The sequence below is a fragment of the Micromonospora sp. NPDC049903 genome, assembly GCF_044460945.1.
GTDB lineage: Bacteria > Actinomycetota > Actinomycetes > Mycobacteriales > Micromonosporaceae > Micromonospora.
The window spans coordinates 1-20,354 of sequence record NZ_JBITKL010000044.1; the positions used below are offsets into that span (position 1 = coordinate 1).

The window sequence follows — 20,354 nt, forward strand, 5'->3', positions numbered from 1 at the left end:
ACCAACTACCACGCCACCATCAACATCAACATCCTCGAAACAGCAACATTGACAACCCGCCCACCGCCCTAACTGAGCGGCATTGGGGTTAGTGGTGGTGTCGGGGCCATGGTCGCTAGGCATCTCGTGCAGCCACCGCCGGGATGCAGGCTGGAAGGCGAGGATCCATGCCGGTCCGGCGGGGTGTTCGTGGTGCAGGCCGGTAGCCACGGGCATGGCGGTGGGCACGCCGGCGAGGACGTCAAGGAGGTTGGCTTGGCGGCGGCGGCTCGGGACGCGCAGCAGGACGGGGTAGCGGGGTCCGAACTCGGCGAGGCGTTCGTAGGCGCGCAGCTTGCCCAGCACGGTGCGCAGAGGTTCGGTGCCGTTGTCGTGTTCGAGGAAGAACCCCACGGTACGGCCGGCGGCGCGCCAGATGCCGTGACCGTCAGGTCGGACCCCGGCGAGGGCGAAGGCGGCGGTGGCGTGTTGCTCGGACCACCAGCGGACCAGGACGGCACCAGGGTCGGTGCGAGCGTAGGCGTGCAGGTCGGTGAAGAGCTGATTGGTGCCGAGCAGGTGATTCAGCCGGCCGCTGCCGATGATGCGGTGGGCGCGTTCCACGCTGGTGCGCGGTGCGGGGGCGTCAGGTCGCAGCGGGTCACTGTAGGCGTGGGGGTGCACGTCGAGGCCGAGCGGGCCGAGTGTGTAGAGGTACTGGTCGCTGCCGGTGCGGGTGTCACCGAAGCGGTGCACCGCCTCGTAGCGGTGCAGCGTGGCCAGGCGCAGCAACGCGGAGCGTTTGGACGGGAACAGCGCGGCGGCGATCTGGTCGGTCGACAGCAGGTAATGCTCAGCGAGCCACGTGAGCAGGTCGTGGTCGCGCCGGGTCAGTAGCCGCAGACACGCCAGCCGCTGCTCCTTGCTGAGCTTAGGGATTCGGGCATCGGAGGGACGGGGCTTGGGACGATGCGAGGTGCGAGACACGAGTTCTCCTCAGGGAGAGGACAGAGAGAGCACCCTCCTTTTCAGGAGGGAGTCTGGAACTGTCACCGCCGATGACCGGAGCCGGTCATCGGCGGTGTGCTGCACGAACCGATCACACGGCTGGTGTGGTGGCCGGTGTTGCCGGGCGGGGTGGTGAAGGCGCGACGAAAACCCAGCCGAAGGTGCTGACGAAACCTCTTCCGCAGCAGCTGCTGGAGGAAGAGTCCGGCCAGGATGATCCTCACGGGCTTCGCGCATACTTACGTTGTTCGCCGCAGACGGTCAGGTTTAGCCGTCACGCTTCTCCGGATCAGCGAGATGGGCACACGGCAGCTCGACGCCACGGTGCCAGGCGCTGTCGAGCACAGCGATAGGGCGGCTTATCTGCCTGACCCTCCCGTCAGCGGTCTCTACCGCAAAACCCATCGACAGCGGCTCGATCCCGAAGGGGATCGCGCAGTCGACCTGCACCTCGACTTTGATCCAGCCAGTGGCGCCGGGACGCAGCACCCAAGACTGTCCGGTACCTCGGACCTGGATACCCGGCAGTTCACCAGTAGACGCACGCACAGCGATCGGAGCGGGCCCAGCGTTGATCACTGCTAGTTGTCCTGCCATCTGGAAGACGCCCTCGGTGTTCCCACCTCCACTGCCGCCGGATGCCACGAAGGCCACGAGTGAGATCGACGAGTCCCGCTCCCGCGCCTCCCTGGAGTCTCGCAATTGACTGACCCCGACCCCGCCAAGCACCATGCCGACCACAAAAACAGCGGCGAGCCGTGCGTTCATCTTTCGTCTGGCCACGGCGCCGGCAGGAACCGACCCGCCCGAGGACGTTGGCCGATGATCATGGCCGTCCAGATCGATCACTCCGCGCTCCGCCGACATAGCGCCAGCCTAGAGAGCGCCTCTGCGGTATTGGTCGGTCGACCGCTCGTAGGCCGCCGGACGTCACGAATGTCCGCAGGGTTCTTCACTCTGCCTGCTGCGGACCAGCGATGTCGACCATGTCGAGGACTGCGGCTCGGCGGTTAGGCCGGACTTCGGTTGTTCATAGTCCTGCGTCCCTGCAGTCAAGCCGATCGGCCAACCCCAAACTCCGCCGCCTACCTGCTATTGGGCGGCGGCTCGGGTCACTAGCCTCGGCGATATGGCAGAGCCCTCGGAGTACGAGCTTGCGGCGTGGCGTGACATCGAGCGGTTCAGGGGCCGGCCACTGTCAGCGGCGTTACGTAGCGCCAGCGAGGGCGTGTCTAACGGCGCTGCCGCATTCGGTCGACGTGCGGTCACGTACTTGGAAAAGCACCCGGGAGCCCAATCAGCCGTGTCGAGAGGTCACGGCCTTCTTGCCAGGGGTGCGAGTGCCGTCGGCACCGGGGCTCGCAGAGCGGCCGGGGTTCTTCCCACCAGCGCGGCGGACTGGAGCGGTAGCGCGCTGGGTTCGATGCAGCGGACCGTCGCGAGAATCTCCCGAGCAGGGCTCTCATCCAAGCGAACAGTGCGCCTCCACCAGAAGCGTGGGCACGACGTCGCCAAGCTCACCGACCTACGGCGCCTCGACCTCGAGCAGATTCACGCTGTGCGAGGGCGCGCTTTGAGCTGGTACTACCCAGCTACTGCCGCAGTCTCGGGGATGAGCGCGGGGCTGGTGATCTCGGGAGGCCAGCTGGCTACCGCGGTCTCCGGCGGCGCGGCGGCGGCGCCATCGGGAAGTGCCGTCGTCAGCGCGTTCGCCGGCGACGCCGCCATTGTCATCGGACTCGCATCCCGCGCGGTCGGCCATGTCTCGCTGCTGTATGGCTATGACCCTGAGGAACCAGCCGAGAAGCTCTTCGTGCTGTCCGTCGTCAACGCCGGAACGGCCGCGTCGGTGGGCGCGAAGAACGCTGCCTTCGCCGACATCTCGCGCCTCACCCAGGCACTCGTCCGCGGTAAGACGTGGAAGGTGCTGAACGATTCGGTCGTCGCTCGGATCGCCGGACGGTTCGCGGATGCATTCGGCCGCACCCTCACCAAGAAGGGCCTCGGCAAGGTCGTGCCGTTAGCCGGAATCCTGGTGGGCGGCACACTCAACTGGACCACACTGGAAGGAATCGTTGACACCGCCGATATGGCGTACGGGCACCGGTTCCTGCTGGAGAAGTACCCTCAACTGCTGGACGAGGTACCGGTCGGAGCCTTCGTCGTCGAGGACACGGACGACGTAGTCGACGCTGGGTTCAGCGTGCTCGGCGAACTCGCTGTCGAGGGCGGACCCGACCTGCGTTAGGGAACGGCGAGGTGTGTACTTGCAGCTGTACTTGACCGGGACGTGCACTGGTCCTTGTCGGTTGCGGTGTTGCTGCTTCGGGGCGGGACGACTGGGATCCCGAGTGGCTCGGTCAGCTTTCGGCGCGGCCTCGTCCTTTGTCCGCTGGTCGGGAGAGTTTCTCGACGAGGGTGTCGATAGCACTTTTGTCCTGGGGTGTGACTTTCTGGGCGGCGTTCTGTCGGATGGCGGTTGCTTCACCGATGACGGGCTTCGGGGGGCGGGTGCGCATGGTGAACGCCGGTGTCTGTCGCCCGTCGGCGACCAGGCGGGTCGCGGTGGTGTAGGCGTCGAGGTGCGTCAGGTCGTGCTCGTCGAGTTCGGGCAGGGTGTGCCGGGCTAGCACGCGGGCGTCCTCGGGGGCGCAGGAGAAGTACACCTTGTTGCGGGCGTTTGCCGAGGCGGCGGCGAGCAGGTCGCGGGGGAACTGGGCGAGGTCCTGGTGGGACAGGACCAGGGACAGCCGGTACTTGCGGGCTTCGGCGAGCATCGTGTCGAGGCTGTTGGCCAAGGTGAGGAAGTTCTGTGCCTCGTCGATGATCAGGGTGGCGTCTCGACGCTTGTCGGGGGCGAGGCGGGCGCGGGCGGTGGCGGCCTGCCATACCTGCGCCAGGATCAGCGAGCCCAGCAGTTTGCTGGTGTCCTCACCGAGTTGCCCCTTGGGGATCCGTACGAGCAGGGCGCCGCCGTCTAGGACTTCGCTCATGTCGAAGCTGGAGCGCGGGTACTGCATGGTGCGTTTGACGAAGTCGCGCAGTAGGAACGAGCGAAGTCGGGCGAGGACCGGGCCGATGACCTGGGAGCGCAGGGCGGGGTTGAGTTCGTCGTACCACTGCCAGAAGCCGTGTAGTCCGGCCGGGTCGTCGAGGTCGACGGTCATCGCAGAGCGGAACTGCGCCGAGTTGAGCAGTGGTGGGATGTGCTGCAGGGTGACGTTGGCGTGGCGCAGCAGGGTCAGGCACGCCACGCGCATGACGTCGTCCATGCGGGGTCCCCATGCCTTGGCGAAGATGTTGCCGAAGATCGACACGAGGTTGTCGACGACGAGGTCGTGGTCGTCGCCGGCGAGTGGGTTGATCGTGGGTGGGTTGGGCTGGTCGGGGTCGAACAGCACGACTCGGTCGGCGACGTCGGCGGGCAGCCGGTCGAGGATGTCCAGGACCAGGTCGCCGTGCGGGTCGATGACGACGGTGCCCCGGCCGGCGGTGATGTCGTCGACGGCCATGTTGACCAGCATGGTGGTCTTGCCGCTGCCGGTGGATCCGATGACGTGCATGTGGTATCTGGCGTCGGGCACGGACAGTGCGACACGGTGTCCGCCCATCTGTGCGTCGCCGAGGATCTTGTGTCCGCGTCCGCCGACGGTCACGGCGACCGGGGCGGGCATGGTCTTGGCGCGGGCACGGTCCAGGCCGGGTACCGCCAGGTCCTGTGGGAGGGCGGCGATGGCGGCCAGTTCGGGGCTGCTGGTGAGGAATCCGTTGCCGAGGCGCCGCTGTGCCAGCACCGCGGTGGGGTGTGGTATGCGGGTGCGGTGGGTGAGCCGGTTGCGGGCGGAGTAGACGGCGAACGCGGAGGCGATGGTGTCGGCGATGCCGCGCAGTCGGGGCCGTTGGTCGGTCGTGGCGCGGCCGGTGTCCTTGGCGACCGCGTAGCGTACGGCGGTCTCCCACAGGGGGTGGGAGGTCTTGTCGAGGATGGCCCGCACGTCGCGTTCGACGCTGGGGTCGCGGCGGGCTGTCGGCGCGGTCCGGGTGGTGGCGTGGCCGGGGAGGAACGCCTCGATGAGCCAGATCAGTGGTGTGGCCGGGTTGATGGTGGGTAGGGCGGTCTTGCCGTCGCGTAGCCGTCGGGCGGCGCGGCGGGCGCGGTGAGCGCGGCGGGCGGTGGATGGTCGGGCGAGGATCTGCACGCAGGTGTGTTCGTCGGCGCGCAGGTTCGATCCGGCCGATATCAGGGCGCGTAGTGGGTCGGTGTCGTGGTCGGTGCGCAGGGGCAGCCATTCGGCGGCGACGGGCAGCAGGTGCCCGCCCACCGCGGTGGTGTCGGCGGGGATGGGCGGGTCGGGGGTGTCGTCGGTGGTGCAGGCGGCGCCGGGCCAGGCGGCGCGTACGGCGGCTTCGGCGGCGCCGGGTGGCACTGTGCCGGGTACCCAGAGGCTGATCAGCAGCCTCCGGCCGGTCCATGTGTACTGCCACACGACGTGGGGGCTGCCGTACAGGATGCGGTGTCGACGTGACGGGGTGAGGGTGCCGGCGAGGTTGGCCCACAGCGCCGCGGCGCTGCGCGGGTCCACCTCCGGCGGTGGGGCGATGGTCACCAGGCGGGCGCCGTCGGCGTGGCGGCGGTGCCGCCACGCCGCGAGCAGGTTGCGGGCCGTCACGACGGCGAGCAGCGTGGCTGCGGCGACGGCGAGCAGCCACGGCCGCGCCGCGACCCACTCGGCGGCGTCGAGCAGCCATCGGGTCGTTGCGGTGGGGGGCGCGATGCCGGTGGGCGGGGTGACGTCGGTGGCAGGCGCGCCAGGTCCTGCGGTGGCGGTGGGGTGGGCGGCGGGGTTCACAGGTCCGTCGTCTCGTCGTCGGAGCCGGCCAGGTCGCTAGGGCGGGTGGTGGCGAGGTGGTGTTCGGTGTCGGAGGCGATCGCTTCGAAGCTCGTCCGGTTGGTGCCGCAGATGAGCAGGCCGGTGCCGACGCGGGCTGCGAGCAGGAGTCGTCGTTCGCCGGCGGTGAGGCCGAACGCGTCGCCGACGGCGTCGATGGCTTGTGGGGCCTGTTTGAGGAGCACCTGGGTGGCGGCGTTGGCGACGACGGCGTGGCCGAGGTCGGTGCCGAGGACGTCGTTGACGTCCTGGGTGATGACGGTCAGTCCGGCGTGGCGTTTGCGGGCGGCCTTGGACATCCGGAACAGGAAGCGGGCGCCTTCGCCGTCGCGCATCAGTAGCCATGCCTCGTCGACGACCACGAGTCGGCGGGGGGTGGTCGTGGTGGGGGCGTCGACCTGCCGCCAGATCGCGTCGAGTGCCAGGAGGGTGCCGACGGTGCGTAGTTCGTCGGGCAGTTGCCGCAGTGACCACACGACCAGGTGTCCGTCGAGGCGGGTGGTGGAGGGGTTGTCGAACAGGTGGGAGAAGGAGCCGTGTACCCAGGGTGCGAGGCGGGCGGCGAGGTTGTTGGCGGCGGGGTCGGTGTCGGCGTCCAGGCAGTTGGTGAGGTCGCGTAGTAGTGGTGCGGGTCGGTGGTGGGTGGCCGGGTCGGCGGTGATTCCGGCGTGGCGGTAGACGGCGAGGATCGCGCGGTCCAGGGCGGCGCGTTCGGCCGGTGGTGGCTGTTGTCCGAGGAGGACGGCGATGAGGGTGTGGAGGAACAGTCCGCGGCGGGTGAGGACGTCGGGGCGGGTGTCGCCGGTGGGTAGGTCCAGTGGGTTGATCTTCACGCCGGGGGCGCCGAGACGGACGAGGGTGCCGCCGACGGCGTCGGCGAGGCGTAGGTATTCGTCTTCGGGGTCGATGACGGCGACCTGTACCTGGTGGTAGAGGTTGCGCAGGATCTCCAGCTTGACGAAGTAGCTTTTGCCGGCGCCGGAGCGGGCCAGGACGACGGAGTTGTGGTTCTCCTGTGTCCAGCGGTCCCACCACACGATGCCGTGGGAGTCGGGGTTGACGCCGTAGAGGACGCCGCCTTCGGTGGGTGGGTCGCCGGGCAGTGGGGCGGGTAGGTCCGCGCTGGCGAGGGGGAACGCGGCGGCGAGGGCGTGGGTGTCCATGGTGCGGCGCATCTGCAGCGAGTCGGTGCACAGCGGCAGGGTGGTGCTCCACCCGGCGAGGTGGCGCCACGTGGCGGGTTGCACCTCGATGAGGGTGGACGCGGCGGCGGCTTTGACCTGCGCGCAGGCCTGGAGGAGTTCGTCTTCGGTGCGGGCGTGCACGGTCAGGTAGAGGCCGACGCGGAACAGTTTCGCCTGCCCGCGGGCGAGGCGTTGGGAGAGGTCGGCGGCGTCGTGGGCGGCGGCGTCGACGTAGGGGTCGGTGAGTTTGCCCGACTCGGCGTCGGCGCGGCGGCTGGACTCGTAGCGGGCGCGTTGGGTGCGGAGCCGGGTCGCGGCGACGGGTGCGGGCAGCGGGTCGATGTGCAGGGCCAGGTCGAGTCGGCCGGGCCAGGACAGCAGGGGTTCCAGCCAGGCGTGGCCGACCTCGGCGGGGTAGCCGGTGACCACGAGGGTCGCGGTGTAGGCGTCGCCGACGCGCAGCATCCGCGGGGTCACCTCGACCGAGGCGGGTGCGACGGCGCCCGCCAGCGACGACGTCCGGCGGATGCCGGTGCGGGAGTGAGTGGGGGTTCTCATCGCGGTCCTTCCATGCGGGGGTCGGGGCCGGTGATGACGGTGTCGGGGGCGGCGAGTGCGCCGGGTCGTGGCGGCCGGTAGGGGTCGGCGGCGGCGGCGAGGGCCGCGGTGACCGCCGCCCCGTTCAGGGCGCGGGTGGTGACGCCGAGACCGGACAGGGCGCGGGCGGTGTCGTCGGCGCGCCGCCGGGCCGTGTGATCGCCGCGCTCGCCCGTGGTGGCGCGGGTGACGATGAGGACCTGCCGGCGCAGCGGATCGGTGCGGGTGGCGAGGTCGTCGAGGAAGCGGGCGTGGTCGGATGCCGCGTCGGTCAGCGCCGGATGGGCGAGCCGGTCGGCTGCCTGGGACAGGGTGCGGGCGGCGGAGTGCAGGTCGACCGGTTGGGCGGACACGACGATCTGCGTCGGTGTGGACAGGCTGTTGAGCCAGCGGCCGAACGCGTCGACCAGGGCGGCCTGCTCGTCGTCGGTGCGGAGCGCGAGGTTGACGCTGGTCGCGGCGACCATCGCCGCCCGCGTCGCGCCGAGGCGGATCTCGCCGCCGTCGTCGATCGCGTCGGCGGGCAGGGTCAGCGGCGCCGGCAGCATGATTCGGCTCTTCGGTGCCTGCACCCAGTGCGGTGTCGTGGCGGTCGTGTCGGTCGTCGACAGGGCGCGGGGTGCCCGGGTGTGGCGGATGGCGTGTAGCAGCCACACGTCCAGCGGTAGGCCGTCGCGGCGGCCGAGGGCCAGGCCGATGACGAGCCCGCCGAGCACCACGCCGACGGCGACGAGGACCGGCGCGGGTATGACGGTGTGCAGGGCGCGCCAGAGGGTGTAGAAGGTGAGGGCTCCGGCGGCGACGATGGCCAGTTGGTGGAAGGTCAGGCCGTAGGCGACCTTGTCGGGGGCGTCGACGTCGGCGGGCATGCGCGTGCGTGCCGGGCCGGTGTCGGGTTCGGGGGTGCTCATCTGACGGTCCTTCGCAGGGTGGAGAGTCCGGGGACGGTGCGGGTGAGCTGCTGCACCACGACGACGCGGGCGGCGGCGCCGAGCATCGCGGTGGTGCCGTGTCCGCTCTGGCCCGCCCAGCGGGCCATCAGTGCGGGGATCTTGACGGTGGTCCACAGCAGGACCACGACGACCAGGAGGTTCAGGGTGCCGCCGGGGTCGGCGGGCATCCCGAACACGGGCAGCATGGTCGCCGGGTCGAGCAGGACCTGTTCTCCGGCGGTGAGGAAGAACGCCTGCGCGACGGGTATCGCGAGGCAGCCGGTGTAGGCGCGCCACCACAGGCGGGCCAGCGGGTCGGTCTGCGGCAGGGCGTGGCAGGCCAGGGCCAGTGGGGCGATGGCGGTCAAAACCAGCAGAGCGACGAACCGGCCGATGAGTTGGACCGCGGTCGTCGCGATCAGGATCGTGATGATCAGGGCCAGGACGAGGAACAGCAGGGGCACGGCCCGGTCCTGGGCGGCGGTGAGGTGGGTCTGGATCGCGGTGAACGCGCCGTCGCTGTCGTAGCCGTCGGCGACGGCCGCGGTCAGGGCGTTGGTGAGGTCGATGAGCTGGCCGCAGACCAGTTGGGAGAAATGCGCGGCGGTGAATCCGACGACCAGTCGGGGCAGGAGGTCCTTGGCCGTGTATCGGGCCTGCTCGTCGCCGCCGGCGACCATGATCAGGATTCCGGCGGCGACGAACGCCAACACGAACACGGCGTCCACGATCCACACCGATCGGCCGGTGAGCGCCTGCACCTGCGGCAGCGCGGTGACTCTCGGGGTGGTGAGCAGGACACCGGTGATGAGGTCGAAGATCGCGTCGAGGCACGCCAGGACCGCGGTGGTCATCCAGCCGAGGATCTGGTCGAGCATCCACACCGTCATGGGTCAGCCCCCGACGATGCCTCGGACGACCTGCAGCAGGACCGGCGCGAGGACGGCCAGACCGTAACCGATCAACGCGTTACGCAGCGCCAGCTTCGCTTTCTCGACCTGGGACGGGTCACCGCCCGCGGTGGCCCAGTACACGCCGGCCAGGACGAGGAAGAGGGTGGCGAGCGCGGCGAGGATCCCCATGATCCACATGCGGAGGTTGGTGATGACGGCAGGCAGCGAGTTCGCCGCCAGCTCTGCGGCGGCGCCGGGGTCGGCGTGCGCGGTGGCCGGGAGGGTGAGTGTCAGGGCGAGGCCGGCCGCCGGTACGGCGACGCGCAGCGCGACCCGAGCGGCGCGCAGGAGGGGATGCGGGGTGCGGGACATCAGGGTTGCCCTTCCCGCCCCACCCCGGGACGTCCCGGGGTGGGGCGCATTGCGTTGGCGGTCTGGACAGGACCGCCGCCGGGCGCAGGAGGCGACCGAACCGCGTCGGCCCCGGGAGGAGCTGGTCCTCCCTCATGGGTGGTTGCGGTCGTCGATGTGGTGTCAGCGCATCAGTAGGCGCGGCACCCGAGGCGCACGATTCGGGGGTGCTGCCTGCGTCGCCCGGCGGCGGGCGGGATCGGCGAGCGGTACGGCTCGGGACGGTCCCGCACCCCCGAACCGGGTCTTGTGGGCTCTGGCGAACACTTGCCGCGCTCACACCCACCCACACATGCGGGCTGCGGTCTCACCGCCCTGCTCAGCGCACCTGCCACCACCCCGTGTCACCTGTTTCGCGCAGTGAGCGACCTGGTCGGCTGTGAGGTCCCGTGAGTGCGGACGGGGCGCGCTCACCACCCTTGACAGTCCTCGATGTCGGCGACGCGCTCTGAGGTCGGAGACGGTGGTGGCCCGACGGTCAACACCGTCGGGCCACCACCAGAACGCGCCTCGGTCAGGCCGGCACCGCCGCCGACGTGTCGGCGGTGTGCCGGCCGGCGGTCGTGGCGCGGCCGGTACGACGCTGCGCGCTGTGCATGGCGCGCCTGCGCAGCCGCGCCACGGTCTGCGGCGACGCGACACCGGTCAGCAGCCCGTCGGCCAGGGCGTCGGCGAGCCGGTCGTCGATACGCGACAGCCGCATGCGCAGCGCGTCCGGGCTGACACCGATCGCGGCGGCGATGGGCTCGATCGCCCGCCGGCCGAGCCGCACGTCGATGTAGGCCCGCTCATCGCACGCGTCGAGGATCCCGAGGGTCACCGCCCGGCGGACCAGCAGGTCCGGATGCCCGTAGGGCACGCTCGGGCTGCGGGCGCCGAGCGCGACGTGCTCGATGGCCTCCACCGCCAGATACGCCCGCTGCCGCAGCCGCAGGTCACGCCCGGCACGCCACGCCGCCTTACACACCCCCGCATACGGTGCGGGTCGGGTCAGGTCCACCCGGTCGCGGAGCGCGGTCAGGAACCCGGTCAGGATCTCGGCGTCCACGTCCGCCGGATCACCGTCGTAGCCCTCACCCAGCCGCGCCGCGTACCGCCGCAGCGCCGGCAACGCCATACCGACCGCGGCGACGACCCACTGCGGCCCGTCGAGCCGGGCCCGACGGATCAACTCCCGCCACACCTCGTCGCGCGCCGTGTAGGCACGCGGACGTCGCAGCAGCCAGTCCCGCAGCTCCGGCAACGCCATCACCCGCGCCGGCAGCCCCGTGGCGGGGCCGAACGCCGCGCAGTCCAGCGCCAGCGGCGCGGGTTCGCACGTCAACGCGGCGAAGGCGGTCGCCGCCGCGTCCAGCGCGGACGACGGCCAATCCCTGGACACACTCATGACAACACTCCCGTGACAGCGAAGGGCGGTATCGGTGCCGCCCGGCCGGGGTCGTCACGGCAGGCGGTGACATCGATTCCGCCACGAGGGCCTCACACGGCTCTGACAACGCCACACCCGGGGCGCCCGACGGCGGCGGCTGTCAGAGGTCGGATCACTGTCACGGGCAGAGCGGACATCGACGGAGATTGCTGACAGCGGATCCGGGCAGGGCGGCTGACCTGCCCTGTGACACCGTGACAGACCCTGTGAGAGCGCCTCTGTCGCGGCGCCGTGTCACAAACGGGCTCCGGCACGCGAGGTCGTGGCGGCGGCTGTCATCGTGTCGGTCCCGGACGAACGGCGGTGACAGCCGGGTCCGATCACGGCGCCTCTGTCAGCACCCGGCGCTGTCAGCACCCGGCGCTGTCAGCACCCTGCCGCCGGCCGCGAACCTGTGACAATCCCGGGCGGCGGCCATCGCCCGCGAGGCCGGAGGCTGTGCCAGGGCCGGCGACATCAGCGCTGTGACACCAGAACAGGTTTCACCGCGCTGGTCGACTCTGTGGTCCACCCCTAGGGTCACGCACCCCTACCGACTGCGGATCGCCTGGCGGCGCAGCAGACGTTCAGGCGGCCACGCTGTCGAGCGGATCTCTCACGTCTCCGTGCGTTTGCCGCGCGTCGCCCACCCTTCCCGGGCGGTAACTCTCATCCGGCCCTGAATGGCCGTCAAGATACGGGGCACCTCCCGGCGGATGGGCGAGCGCCAGAAGACCGAGAAGAGGACGATCCAGACCGCCGCGAGGGTCGAGTCGACTGCGAAGTCCCGCCGGTCATACCCCCCGATCAGCCAGAAGGCCTCGACCAACGGCGACAGGACAAGACAGAAGATCACGGCCAACACCGCGGCCGCAGCGGCCGGAAAGCGGTCAGACGACCGCACACCGGGCGTCCCTCGCTCATAGAACGACAAGAACAGGATGAGCAGAACCACACCCATCACCGAATCGAACACCGTGTACGGGCCATCGGCCGCGCTGACGGAGATCACTCCCGCTACGCCGACTCCCGCTACCGCAGCCTGATCCACAGTGAACGCCACGCCGATCACGGTAAGCCACACCCTCCACCGGAAACGCTCACGACCGATCGGCGCAACCCAGCATCAGTAACTACAAACAGGACTAGCTTGGTGAAGCAGCTCCCTGAGCTCGCCTGCCGAAAGCGGCAGCTCGGCCAGCATCCGTCACGACATGTGGAGGCGGGATCGAGAGAGATCCGTATCCGTCGCCTCACAGAAACGGACCGGATAGCGGGTGAGCGCACTTCAGCCGCACCTCGGGCGTGTCCTGCCGATCATGGATCGGCACTCCTGGTCATGACATGCTTCGGCCATGTACTGGACCGAGGATCGCCGGCGTTTTCAGCGTCTGGTCGAGGCGCTGTCTGGACGGGCGGATGCACAGGCTGAGGCTGAGATTGGTGCACCCCTGGATCCGCGGCTCGCGGACTCGATGGTGGATGTGATGGCGGGCGAGGAGCAGCTCGGGCTGGACACGCTCTGCGTCAACGTCCTCGACTACCGGGTGCGGCTGACAGGTGAGGAGTACGCGGCGATCACCGATCTCGCTGGGCGTTGGGATCTCGACGTTCGGGTGATCGATGGACTGAACGAGCTGGTGATCTCGGATGACGCATCCGAGTGATCATGAAAGCCAGACGATGGCGGCGATGATGACGAGGCTGGTCCGGCAGTTTCCCACGGTCCGAAGCGCTCCGGCAGTTCACGCCACGGCGCGCCCGTGCGCAGCTTCCACAGGATCCCGTTGATGACCTGGCGGTGATCCCGCCACCGCCCCCGGGCACCGCCCGGCTCGGGCAGCAGCGGCGCGATCACCGCCCGCGCCTTATCGGTCAGCTCACCGCGACGCACCGCTGGCACATGGTCAACGATCCACCACTAGAAGATCGGCAGGACACGCCAGTCTCGCGGCCGGGGGACCGCCCAGCCCTACGACTGTCAGTCGTTGTGAGTGGCTGCGAGCGGAACAAGTGTTCGTCACGGCTCACAAGGCGCGGTTCGGGGGTGTCAGCGCTTCACGGCGCGGCGCGGAGCCGACATCCACATGAGCCAGCACCCGCCGCCCCCTCAGACCGGCCACCAGCCGCCGGCCGACCCCACCCTCATCGACCTGATCGCCGGCGACCCGCCGGTCCCGATCACGGTCTGGCGCACGGCCCGGACCGACGCCGACGCCCACACCAGCCTGCCCACCCGCCTCGCGTACCGCCTCGTCGCCGCCTACAGCCGGCCGGGCGAGGCGGTCGTCGACCTCACCACCGACCACGCCCTCTCCGCGATCTGCGCTACGGGCGGTCGCCGTCACCACCGGGCCTGGTTCACCGACAGCTCCAGCCTGATCATCGGCCCCACCACCGCCGAGCCGCCCCCGGCGTCGGGGACCACCCCGGTCACCGGCACGCCGGTGCCGGACACCGACATGGGTGAGGACCCGCCTGAGTTGGGCGCGTGGTTCGGCGACGACCTCACCGACCCCGGCCATACCGACGCCCCCACGCCGCCGCACGACGGTCGGCGGGACGCGGCGACCAGCCTGGTGGTCGCGTGCTGGCCGCTGCACACGGCGGACACCACCGCGCGGGTCCGCCTCGCCTGGCTCCTCGCGGCCTGCGCGCGGCTGCTGCGCCCCGGGGGCTGCCTCGTCCTCGTCGTCGGTGTGCCCGCCGGGACGCAGCCCACGCCGGAGGACTTCGGCCCGCTGGTGGCCGCCGCGGCCGCCGCCGGCCTCGGCTACCTGCAGCACATCGTCGCGGTCGAGGCCGACACCGACGGCGACCAGTTCGTCTACCACGTCACCGACGAGGAACTACTCACCCTCGCCCACGACACCGCGCGGTGGCAGGTCGCGCACCTGAGGGTCCACGCCGACCTGCTCGTCTTCACCCCCCACCCCGACCGCGACGCCGAACCGCGACCCCGGCGGAGCCGCACCGGAGGTGACGGCCGTGCCTGACCCCACCACCACACCCTCCGGGCAGGACCCCGTCGCGGGCGGGAACGACCACGGCGGGCACCGCGAGTACGAGGGACGCCACCGCGCCGACCCGGACGGCCTGTCGGTCTGGGTCACCGCCCAGGCCACCGGCCCCGTCCAACGACGCGGCCGGTACGTGCCGGAGTCGGTCAAGCACCCGGCCCGGATGCTGCCCGCGATCGCCGCCCACGCCGTCGACGCCTACACCCGCCCCGGCGATCTGGTCCTGGACCCGATGTGCGGGATCGGCACCACACTGGTCGAGGCCGTCCACGCCGGCCGCGACGCCTTCGGCATCGAGTACGAGCCCCGTTGGTCGAACATCGCCGACGCCAACATCCGCCACGCCCACGACCACGGCGCCACCGGGCGGGCCTCGGTCATCCGCGGCGACGCCACCCGCCTCACCGCCCTCGTCCCGGCCGCGCTGACCGGGCAGGTGGCGCTCGTGGTCACCTCCCCGCCCTACGGGCCGACCGTGCACGGGATGGTCCGGCCCGGCGAGCACGGGGTCGTCAAGTACGACGACCGGTACAACGACGGCCACGACCGCGGCAACCTCGCCTACCGCGACCTGACCGGCCTCGCCGACGGATTCACCCGCATCCTGACCGGCTGCCACACCCTGCTGCGCCCCGGCGGGGTCGTCGTGGTGACCGCACGACCATGGCGTAAACGCGGCGAACTGGTCGACCTGCCCAGCGCCGTCATCGCCGCAGGCCTACGCGCCGGGCTCGTCCCGACCGAACGGTGCGTCGCCCTGCTCGCCGCCGTCCGCGACGGGCACCTCGTCGCCCGACCGTCGTTCTTCCAACTCCAACAGGTCCGCAAGGCCAGGGCCGGCGGCACCCCGATGCACCTCATCGCCCACGAAGACGTCCTGATCTTCACCAAGGCCGCCGAGGACGGGACCGGGGTGGTGCAGTGACCGCACCCACCTACCGTTTCCTGTCCCTCGGCGCCGGGGTGCAGAGCACCACGCTCCTGCTGCTGGCCGTCCACGGGACGATCCCCCGATTCGACGCGGCGATCTTCGCCGACACCCGGTGGGAACCACGATCGGTCTACCGGCACCTGCACCGCCTGACCAGCATCGCCGCCCAGGCAGGCATCGACATCGTGCGCGTCGGCACCGGCGACATCCGCGCCGACGCCCTCGACCCCGCACACCGGTTCGCGAGCATGCCCCTGTTCACGCTCGGCCGCAACGGCGAGCGGGGAATGGCCCGACGGCAGTGCACCTCCGAATACAAGATCAAACCGATCAAGGCAGAAGTGCGGCGCCGCCTCGGTCATCCCCATCCCCGGCGGGTGCCCGCCGGAGTCGTCGCCGAGATGGCCATCGGTATCTCGGTCGACGAGGTCCACCGCGCCCGCGACGCCGACGTCGGCTACATGCGTAACGTCTTCCCGCTGCTCGACCTGGGCTGGCGACGAACCGACTGCCTGCGTTTCCTGGCCCGGCACGGTCTCGCCGACACCCCGAAGTCGTCGTGTGTGGGGTGCCCATTCCACGACGACGCCTTCTGGTTCGCGCTGCGTGAGCACAGCCCCCAGGAGTGGGCCGACGCGGTCGCCTTCGACCACGCCATCCGCGACGGCTCCGCCCGGGCCAACGCGGACGGACATCCGCTGCGCGGGCAGTTCTTCCTGCACCGGCAGCGGGTGCCGCTCGACCAGGTGGTCCTGCGCCCACGCACCCGGCCAGGGGACACGCCGGGCTGCGGGCCGTGGACCTGCCCCCACGACGCGACGACGACCGGCCACGGGCTCGGGGAGGTGGCGTGAGCGGTGCGCAGACCACCTCCCCACGAATCGGATCCCTCTGCAGCGGGTACGGCGGTCTCGACCTGGCCGTCGAGCTGGTGCTCGGCGGCCGACTCACCTGGTACGCCGAAACCGACCGGCACGCCGCCACCGTCCTGGCCCATCACTGGCCCGGCGTCGCCAACCTCGGCGACATCCGCACCGTCGACTGGACGCAGGTCCCACCGGTCGACATCGTCACCGCCGGATTCCCCTGCCAGGACATCAGCAACGCCGGCCGACGCGCCGGCATCACCGGCGCACACTCCAGCGTCTGGAACCACGTCGCCGACGCCGTTCGCATACTTCGACCCCAGCTGCTGTTCGTGGAGAACGTCGCCGCCCTCCTCCGGCGAGGACTCGACGTCGTCCACCGTGACCTGGCCACGATCGGGTACGACACGAGCTGGCTATGCCTACGCGCATCCGACATCGGCGCCGCCCACCGACGCGACCGGCTGTTCCTGCTGGCCACTCCCGCCCCGCCAGTGGGAGGGGGTGCCGACGTTGCCGACACCCTGCGCCCGTGACGGTAAGGGCCCCGGCCACCCCTACGGTCTGCCGGACCTCGTGGAGCCGACCGGCACCCGCCACGGCCTGCTACCAACCCCGACCGCGGTCGGCTACGGGTCGAACATGTCCCCCTCGGCGGGGGCGACCCGCCGGCCGTCCCTGTCCGGCGTCGCCTCGAAGCTGCTGCCGACGCCGAGAGCCAGCGACACCGGCACCCCCGGCCGACGGGCCGGCACCGGATGGCGGCCACCGTTGTCGCAGGTCCTGCTACCCACCCCCAGAGCGACCGACGGCATCAAGGGCTGCCCCGGGCAACGCGGGTCCCACGGCGACCTCACCCTGCCCTCGGCAGCCGTACGGGTTCCGGTCCGGACGCTACCCACGCCACGGGCCTCCGACGCGCACGGGCCCGGCAGGCACGGCGACGGCGGAGCGGACCTGCGCACCACCGTGGTGGCCGGGCTGGGCCGGCCCGACGCCGACCGGTGGGGTCCGTACGCCGCAGCGGTGGCCCGCTGGGAGCTGCTGCTCGGCCGTCCGGCGCCGACGCCGACCCAACCGGGACGGCACGGCAAACCGGTCCTGGCACCGCCCTTCGTGGAATGGCTGATGGGCCTCGACACGCACTGGGTAACCGATCCAACGCTCGCGGTGCCGCGCACCGCGGCGCTGCGGGTGCTCGGTAACGGCGTCGTCCCTCAACAGGCGGCCGTCGCGTTGCGGCTGCTGCTGTGCCCACACCGGTGGGCGGTGCCAGCATGACCGATCCCACCACCCTGGCCGACTACCGGTATCGGCAGGTCGGCCCGGTCGAGCTGTATCTCGCCGACGCCCGCCGGGTGCTCGCCGCGATGCCCGACGCCAGCGTCGACTGCGTCGTCACCAGCCCACCGTTCTGGGGGTTGCGCGACTACGGCACCGGCGCCTGGAGCGGCGGCGACCAGGTCTGCCCGCACCCGCTCGGCCGGACCCGCCGCACCGACGGCATCACCTGCCCGGCCTGCCGCGCCCGGTGGGTCGACCCGCAGTACGGACTCGAAGCCACCCTGGACGACTACCTCGACAACCTCGTCGCGGTCTTCGAGCAGGTCAAACGAGTCCTCGCGCCGACAGGGACCTGTTGGGTCATCCTCGGCGACTGCTACAGCAGCGCCGCGGGCGGCCTCGAGGGCGGCCGGCCGCAACCCGGCGGGCGTCGACCGCCGAGGCCCCGTGCCCAGGACGCTCTTGCTCCGAAGAATCTGGTCGGAGTGCCGTGGCGGGTCGCCTTCGCCCTGCAATCGCGCGGGTGGTGGCTGTTCTCCGGGAGTCGCCGCTCGCGCGATGGGCTGGATCCCTGCGTTTCCGCAGCTCAGCGGCTGATGACAAGACGATGTGGGTCGCAACGGGTGTGTTGCAAGCACCGAAACCATGGCGTGTTGCAGGAGTCCTACCCGAATGCCGCTAGCGGAATGTGCGGGCTAGGGGGAACCGCGGAGTACGTGCGCGGCGGCGGCATCGACCCTTTGACGGCCGTAGGCGTTCACCAGCGAGAGGTACAAGAGCACGGGTGCCGCCGGTCCCCAGTTGCGGCGTCGATCTTCTCGGAGGAGGTAGCGGAGGACTGGCTCGGGCTCAAACCGGACGTAGTCGAAGTCCTTGTGTTCCCAGCCGTCCTCGATGCCTCGGGTGAGGTGCTCCTCAACGTCCTTCTTAGACATAGTGTGGAGGCGAGCAAGGAACAGAGAACCCCACTGACACAGCGTTGTCACCTCGTGGAACGCCAGGAGCTGAAGTCCGTACTGGTGCGGCAGGAGGTGGAGTTCCTCGCGAAGTCCACGGCGCGCTGCCTGGAACAGGCTCGGTGGCCCGCCGTTGATCGAGTCCTTGTCTCGGGACAGCGATTCGTTCGCGGAGGAGTTCCACAGTCCTCGTGCGGTGTGGACCTCCTCGCCTCGACAAGACACGAGCAGCCAGTTGTCGGCGGTGACGACTGCCATGTTCTGGCCGAAGCACGAACGCATGAAGTCAGGAACATCTCTAGAGTCCCGTCCATCAAGGTAGCGACTTCGCAGGTTGCCACCTCCGCGAAGTCGGCGGTCGAACATTTGGGTGGCGAGGAACGTGTAGTAGTCGCAGTACTTAAGGATCAGTGTGACCGCCGGGCTCTCGTGAGACCCGACACGTTCAATGATCAAGTCCTCGACGGCGTAGCTGGCGCCATTCCAGGCATAAGGTTCTCCAACCTCCTGCCGCCGGGCCTGTTCCGCGGCGATCTCGGCTCGCCACTGAACCAACTCGTCTGGCAGGCGAACGTTGACCGGGTTTACAAGAACGCGCACCTCGCCCTCGTGGATGGCGTGCACGCCGTCGCCCTCGAGAATTCGAACCGGAACGTGCAACGGGCCGAGCCGGAACTCACGACCAAGATCTGGACCGTCGGGCCGACGCAGGACCAGTCGCCGCAACAGTCGGCCCACGCTCGCGATCTGGCGCTTAAGCCACTCTTCGAAGAGCGCGCCAAGAACGAGCCCCACGACAGCGCCCGAGATCAGCTCGATAGGCCCGGACGCCAGCGTGTCCCACAACTTGCACCTCCACACGATGGCCACGACGGGTTCGGCCCAAGTTGGTCGCAGCCTCAGACTACGGGCGAGACGCAATCACTGTGGACGCGTTTACGGCCAACTGTTCGAGGGTCTATACCGGGCGCTGGGTCTGCCGCAGGGCACCGACGTGAACGCTCGGGAAGCAGCCGTTCACCTTGTCGGTGGAGGAGCGTCCACCCGCAGCATGAGCTCTCGATTGGCGGCGCGGGTGGCTGCGAGTTCGTCGTCGCGTTCTTCGAGTTGCAGGCGCAGGTCGACGACCTGTTGTTCGAGGGTGACGACGCGCTGGTTGAGGGCGTCGATGTCGTCGGGGGCGCCGAGCCCGGATTGACGCCATGCCTGTTCGCCGAGGGCCTCGGACAGGCGTTTCTCCAGTTGCTGAACGCGGGCGGCCATCCGAGCGGCGCGTTGCTGGGCATTGAACAGGTCAGCCTGCAGGGACGCACGGCTGACTGCCGGTCCGATACCAGCGCCGTTGCGGGGCAGTGCCTCCAGCGCATGGACTTGTTCGAGCAGATCCCGGTGGCGGTAGAGAAAGGTGCGGTCCACACCCGGCCGCGCGGGCGATGGCGGTGACGCTGATCTCGTCGCCGCTGTTGGCGGCGTGGTTGAGGGCTTTGATCACCCGTTGGCGGCGGCGTGCGGAGTCGGCCTGCCGGCCGCCGGCCGCGGTATCACCGCCTACGGCGCCGCCAAGTACGGCGCGGAGGAGAGTCGGGTCGAGCCTCGGGCCGGGCGGGGAAACCTCGTTCCGCTCGGCCACGCCCACACCGCCGCCCATCCGAAGGGACGCAACCCGACAGACGTGTGGCGGATCGCGACCCGCCCCTACCGGGGATCGCATGTGGCGCCGTTTCCGATCGACCTGCCGCTGCAGGCGATCGCGGCCGGCTGCCCGCCCGGCGGTGTGGTCCTGGACCCGTTCTCCAAAACGCATACGTTCCAGCCAAGGTGTGCGAGTTGCTGCCTTCTGTCCACAGGTGGAACCGAACGACGTCTCGGCGTGGCGCCTCGGGCTCCAATGGCTTCGTTCCTGTGAACGGGGTTCTGGCGCATGTTCCGTGAAGACAGCCAGCCGGTCATGCGCCGGTTCAAGGACTCGGATTCTTTGCTGAAAGGCTGAGCGGTG

General features: G+C 70.2%; 19 protein-coding genes and 2 pseudogenes. 9 read left to right on the forward strand and 12 right to left on the reverse strand.

Going from position 1 to position 20,354, the window contains the following annotated elements:
* Window positions 1-918, reverse strand: a 918-nt coding sequence (locus ACIBO1_RS31280) for a replication-relaxation family protein (RefSeq protein WP_396752803.1), incomplete at its 3' end; no start/stop codon positions are given.
* Window positions 919-1,254: 336 nt separating this feature from the next.
* On the reverse strand, window positions 1,255-1,836 hold the full coding sequence (locus tag ACIBO1_RS31285) for a hypothetical protein (protein WP_396752770.1): 582 nt from the start codon (window positions 1,834-1,836) through the stop codon (window positions 1,255-1,257).
* Window positions 1,837-2,599: 763 nt separating this feature from the next.
* Here ACIBO1_RS31285 and ACIBO1_RS31290 point away from each other — a divergent pair.
* Window positions 2,600-3,235, forward strand: coding sequence for an EcsC family protein (locus tag ACIBO1_RS31290; protein ID WP_396752772.1), 636 nt, complete (start codon window positions 2,600-2,602; stop codon window positions 3,233-3,235).
* A 112-nt stretch (window positions 3,236-3,347) separates the two neighbouring features.
* Here the strand turns inward: ACIBO1_RS31290 and ACIBO1_RS31295 are convergent, their stop codons facing one another.
* The 7 genes from ACIBO1_RS31295 to ACIBO1_RS31325 all read right to left on the reverse strand — a co-directional run bounded on the left by ACIBO1_RS31295 (window position 3,348) and on the right by ACIBO1_RS31325 (window position 12,364).
* On the reverse strand, window positions 3,348-5,762 hold the full coding sequence (locus tag ACIBO1_RS31295; protein WP_396752805.1) for a type IV secretory system conjugative DNA transfer family protein: 2,415 nt from the start codon (window positions 5,760-5,762) through the stop codon (window positions 3,348-3,350).
* A 71-nt stretch (window positions 5,763-5,833) separates the two neighbouring features.
* Complete coding sequence (locus tag ACIBO1_RS31300; RefSeq protein WP_396752774.1) at window positions 5,834-7,618, reverse strand: VirB4 family type IV secretion system protein; 1,785 nt, start codon at window positions 7,616-7,618, stop codon at window positions 5,834-5,836.
* A complete protein-coding gene (locus tag ACIBO1_RS31305; protein ID WP_396752807.1) occupies window positions 7,615-8,526 on the reverse strand; it encodes a PrgI family protein in 912 nt (303 codons plus the stop codon). The genes ACIBO1_RS31300 and ACIBO1_RS31305 overlap by 4 nt, the downstream gene beginning before the upstream one ends.
* Window positions 8,527-8,564: 38 nt before the next feature.
* Entirely contained in the window at window positions 8,565-9,479 is a 915-nt protein-coding gene (locus ACIBO1_RS31310; protein WP_396752776.1) for a conjugal transfer protein TrbL family protein, read from the reverse strand.
* Window positions 9,480-9,482: 3 nt separating this feature from the next.
* Entirely contained in the window at window positions 9,483-9,854 is a 372-nt protein-coding gene (locus ACIBO1_RS31315) for a pilin (RefSeq protein ID WP_396752778.1), read from the reverse strand.
* Between the two features lie 553 nt (window positions 9,855-10,407).
* Window positions 10,408-11,280 (reverse strand): hypothetical protein, encoded by an 873-nt coding sequence (locus ACIBO1_RS31320; RefSeq protein WP_396752780.1) that lies wholly within the window; start codon window positions 11,278-11,280, stop codon window positions 10,408-10,410.
* Between the two features lie 637 nt (window positions 11,281-11,917).
* Entirely contained in the window at window positions 11,918-12,364 is a 447-nt protein-coding gene (locus ACIBO1_RS31325) for a hypothetical protein (RefSeq protein ID WP_396752782.1), read from the reverse strand.
* A 292-nt stretch (window positions 12,365-12,656) separates the two neighbouring features.
* Between ACIBO1_RS31325 and ACIBO1_RS31330 the strand changes: the two genes are divergently transcribed.
* Complete coding sequence (locus ACIBO1_RS31330) at window positions 12,657-12,968, forward strand: hypothetical protein (RefSeq protein ID WP_396752809.1); 312 nt, start codon at window positions 12,657-12,659, stop codon at window positions 12,966-12,968.
* Between the two features lie 47 nt (window positions 12,969-13,015).
* On the opposite strand, the pseudogene ACIBO1_RS31335 reads toward ACIBO1_RS31330, so the two are convergent.
* Window positions 13,016-13,195, reverse strand: a pseudogene (locus tag ACIBO1_RS31335) (transposase); the annotation flags it as partial.
* A 193-nt stretch (window positions 13,196-13,388) separates the two neighbouring features.
* On the opposite strand from ACIBO1_RS31335, the gene ACIBO1_RS31340 reads away from it, so the two are divergent.
* The 6 genes and pseudogenes from ACIBO1_RS31340 to ACIBO1_RS31365 form a co-directional block, all read left to right on the forward strand.
* The gene (locus tag ACIBO1_RS31340; protein ID WP_396752784.1) at window positions 13,389-14,297 is read left to right on the forward strand and encodes a hypothetical protein; all 909 of its coding nucleotides are present in this window, start codon (window positions 13,389-13,391) and stop codon (window positions 14,295-14,297) included.
* Window positions 14,290-15,246, forward strand: coding sequence for a TRM11 family SAM-dependent methyltransferase (locus ACIBO1_RS31345; protein WP_396752786.1), 957 nt, complete (start codon window positions 14,290-14,292; stop codon window positions 15,244-15,246). Before ACIBO1_RS31340 ends, ACIBO1_RS31345 begins: the two co-directional genes overlap by 8 nt.
* On the forward strand, window positions 15,243-16,106 hold the full coding sequence (locus ACIBO1_RS31350; protein WP_396752788.1) for a hypothetical protein: 864 nt from the start codon (window positions 15,243-15,245) through the stop codon (window positions 16,104-16,106). The genes ACIBO1_RS31345 and ACIBO1_RS31350 overlap by 4 nt, the downstream gene beginning before the upstream one ends.
* Window positions 16,103-16,654 (forward strand): DNA cytosine methyltransferase, encoded by a 552-nt coding sequence (locus ACIBO1_RS31355; RefSeq protein WP_396752790.1) that lies wholly within the window; start codon window positions 16,103-16,105, stop codon window positions 16,652-16,654. The genes ACIBO1_RS31350 and ACIBO1_RS31355 overlap by 4 nt, the downstream gene beginning before the upstream one ends.
* 106 nt (window positions 16,655-16,760) lie before the next feature.
* Window positions 16,761-17,399, forward strand: a complete 639-nt coding sequence (locus tag ACIBO1_RS31360; RefSeq protein WP_396752792.1) for a hypothetical protein — start codon at window positions 16,761-16,763, stop codon at window positions 17,397-17,399.
* Between the two features lie 89 nt (window positions 17,400-17,488).
* Window positions 17,489-17,920: pseudogene (locus ACIBO1_RS31365) on the forward strand (DNA methyltransferase); the annotation flags it as partial.
* 177 nt (window positions 17,921-18,097) lie between these two features.
* Here ACIBO1_RS31365 and ACIBO1_RS31370 read toward each other — a convergent pair.
* A complete protein-coding gene (locus ACIBO1_RS31370; RefSeq protein WP_396752811.1) occupies window positions 18,098-19,228 on the reverse strand; it encodes a hypothetical protein in 1,131 nt (376 codons plus the stop codon).
* Window positions 19,229-19,375: 147 nt separating this feature from the next.
* On the reverse strand, window positions 19,376-19,774 hold the full coding sequence (locus ACIBO1_RS31375; protein ID WP_396752813.1) for a hypothetical protein: 399 nt from the start codon (window positions 19,772-19,774) through the stop codon (window positions 19,376-19,378).
* Between ACIBO1_RS31375 and ACIBO1_RS31380 the strand changes: the two genes are divergently transcribed.
* A complete protein-coding gene (locus tag ACIBO1_RS31380; RefSeq protein WP_396752793.1) occupies window positions 19,764-20,264 on the forward strand; it encodes a DNA methyltransferase in 501 nt (166 codons plus the stop codon). The genes ACIBO1_RS31375 and ACIBO1_RS31380 overlap by 11 nt on opposite strands.
* The last annotated feature ends 90 nt before the right edge of the window (window positions 20,265-20,354 follow it).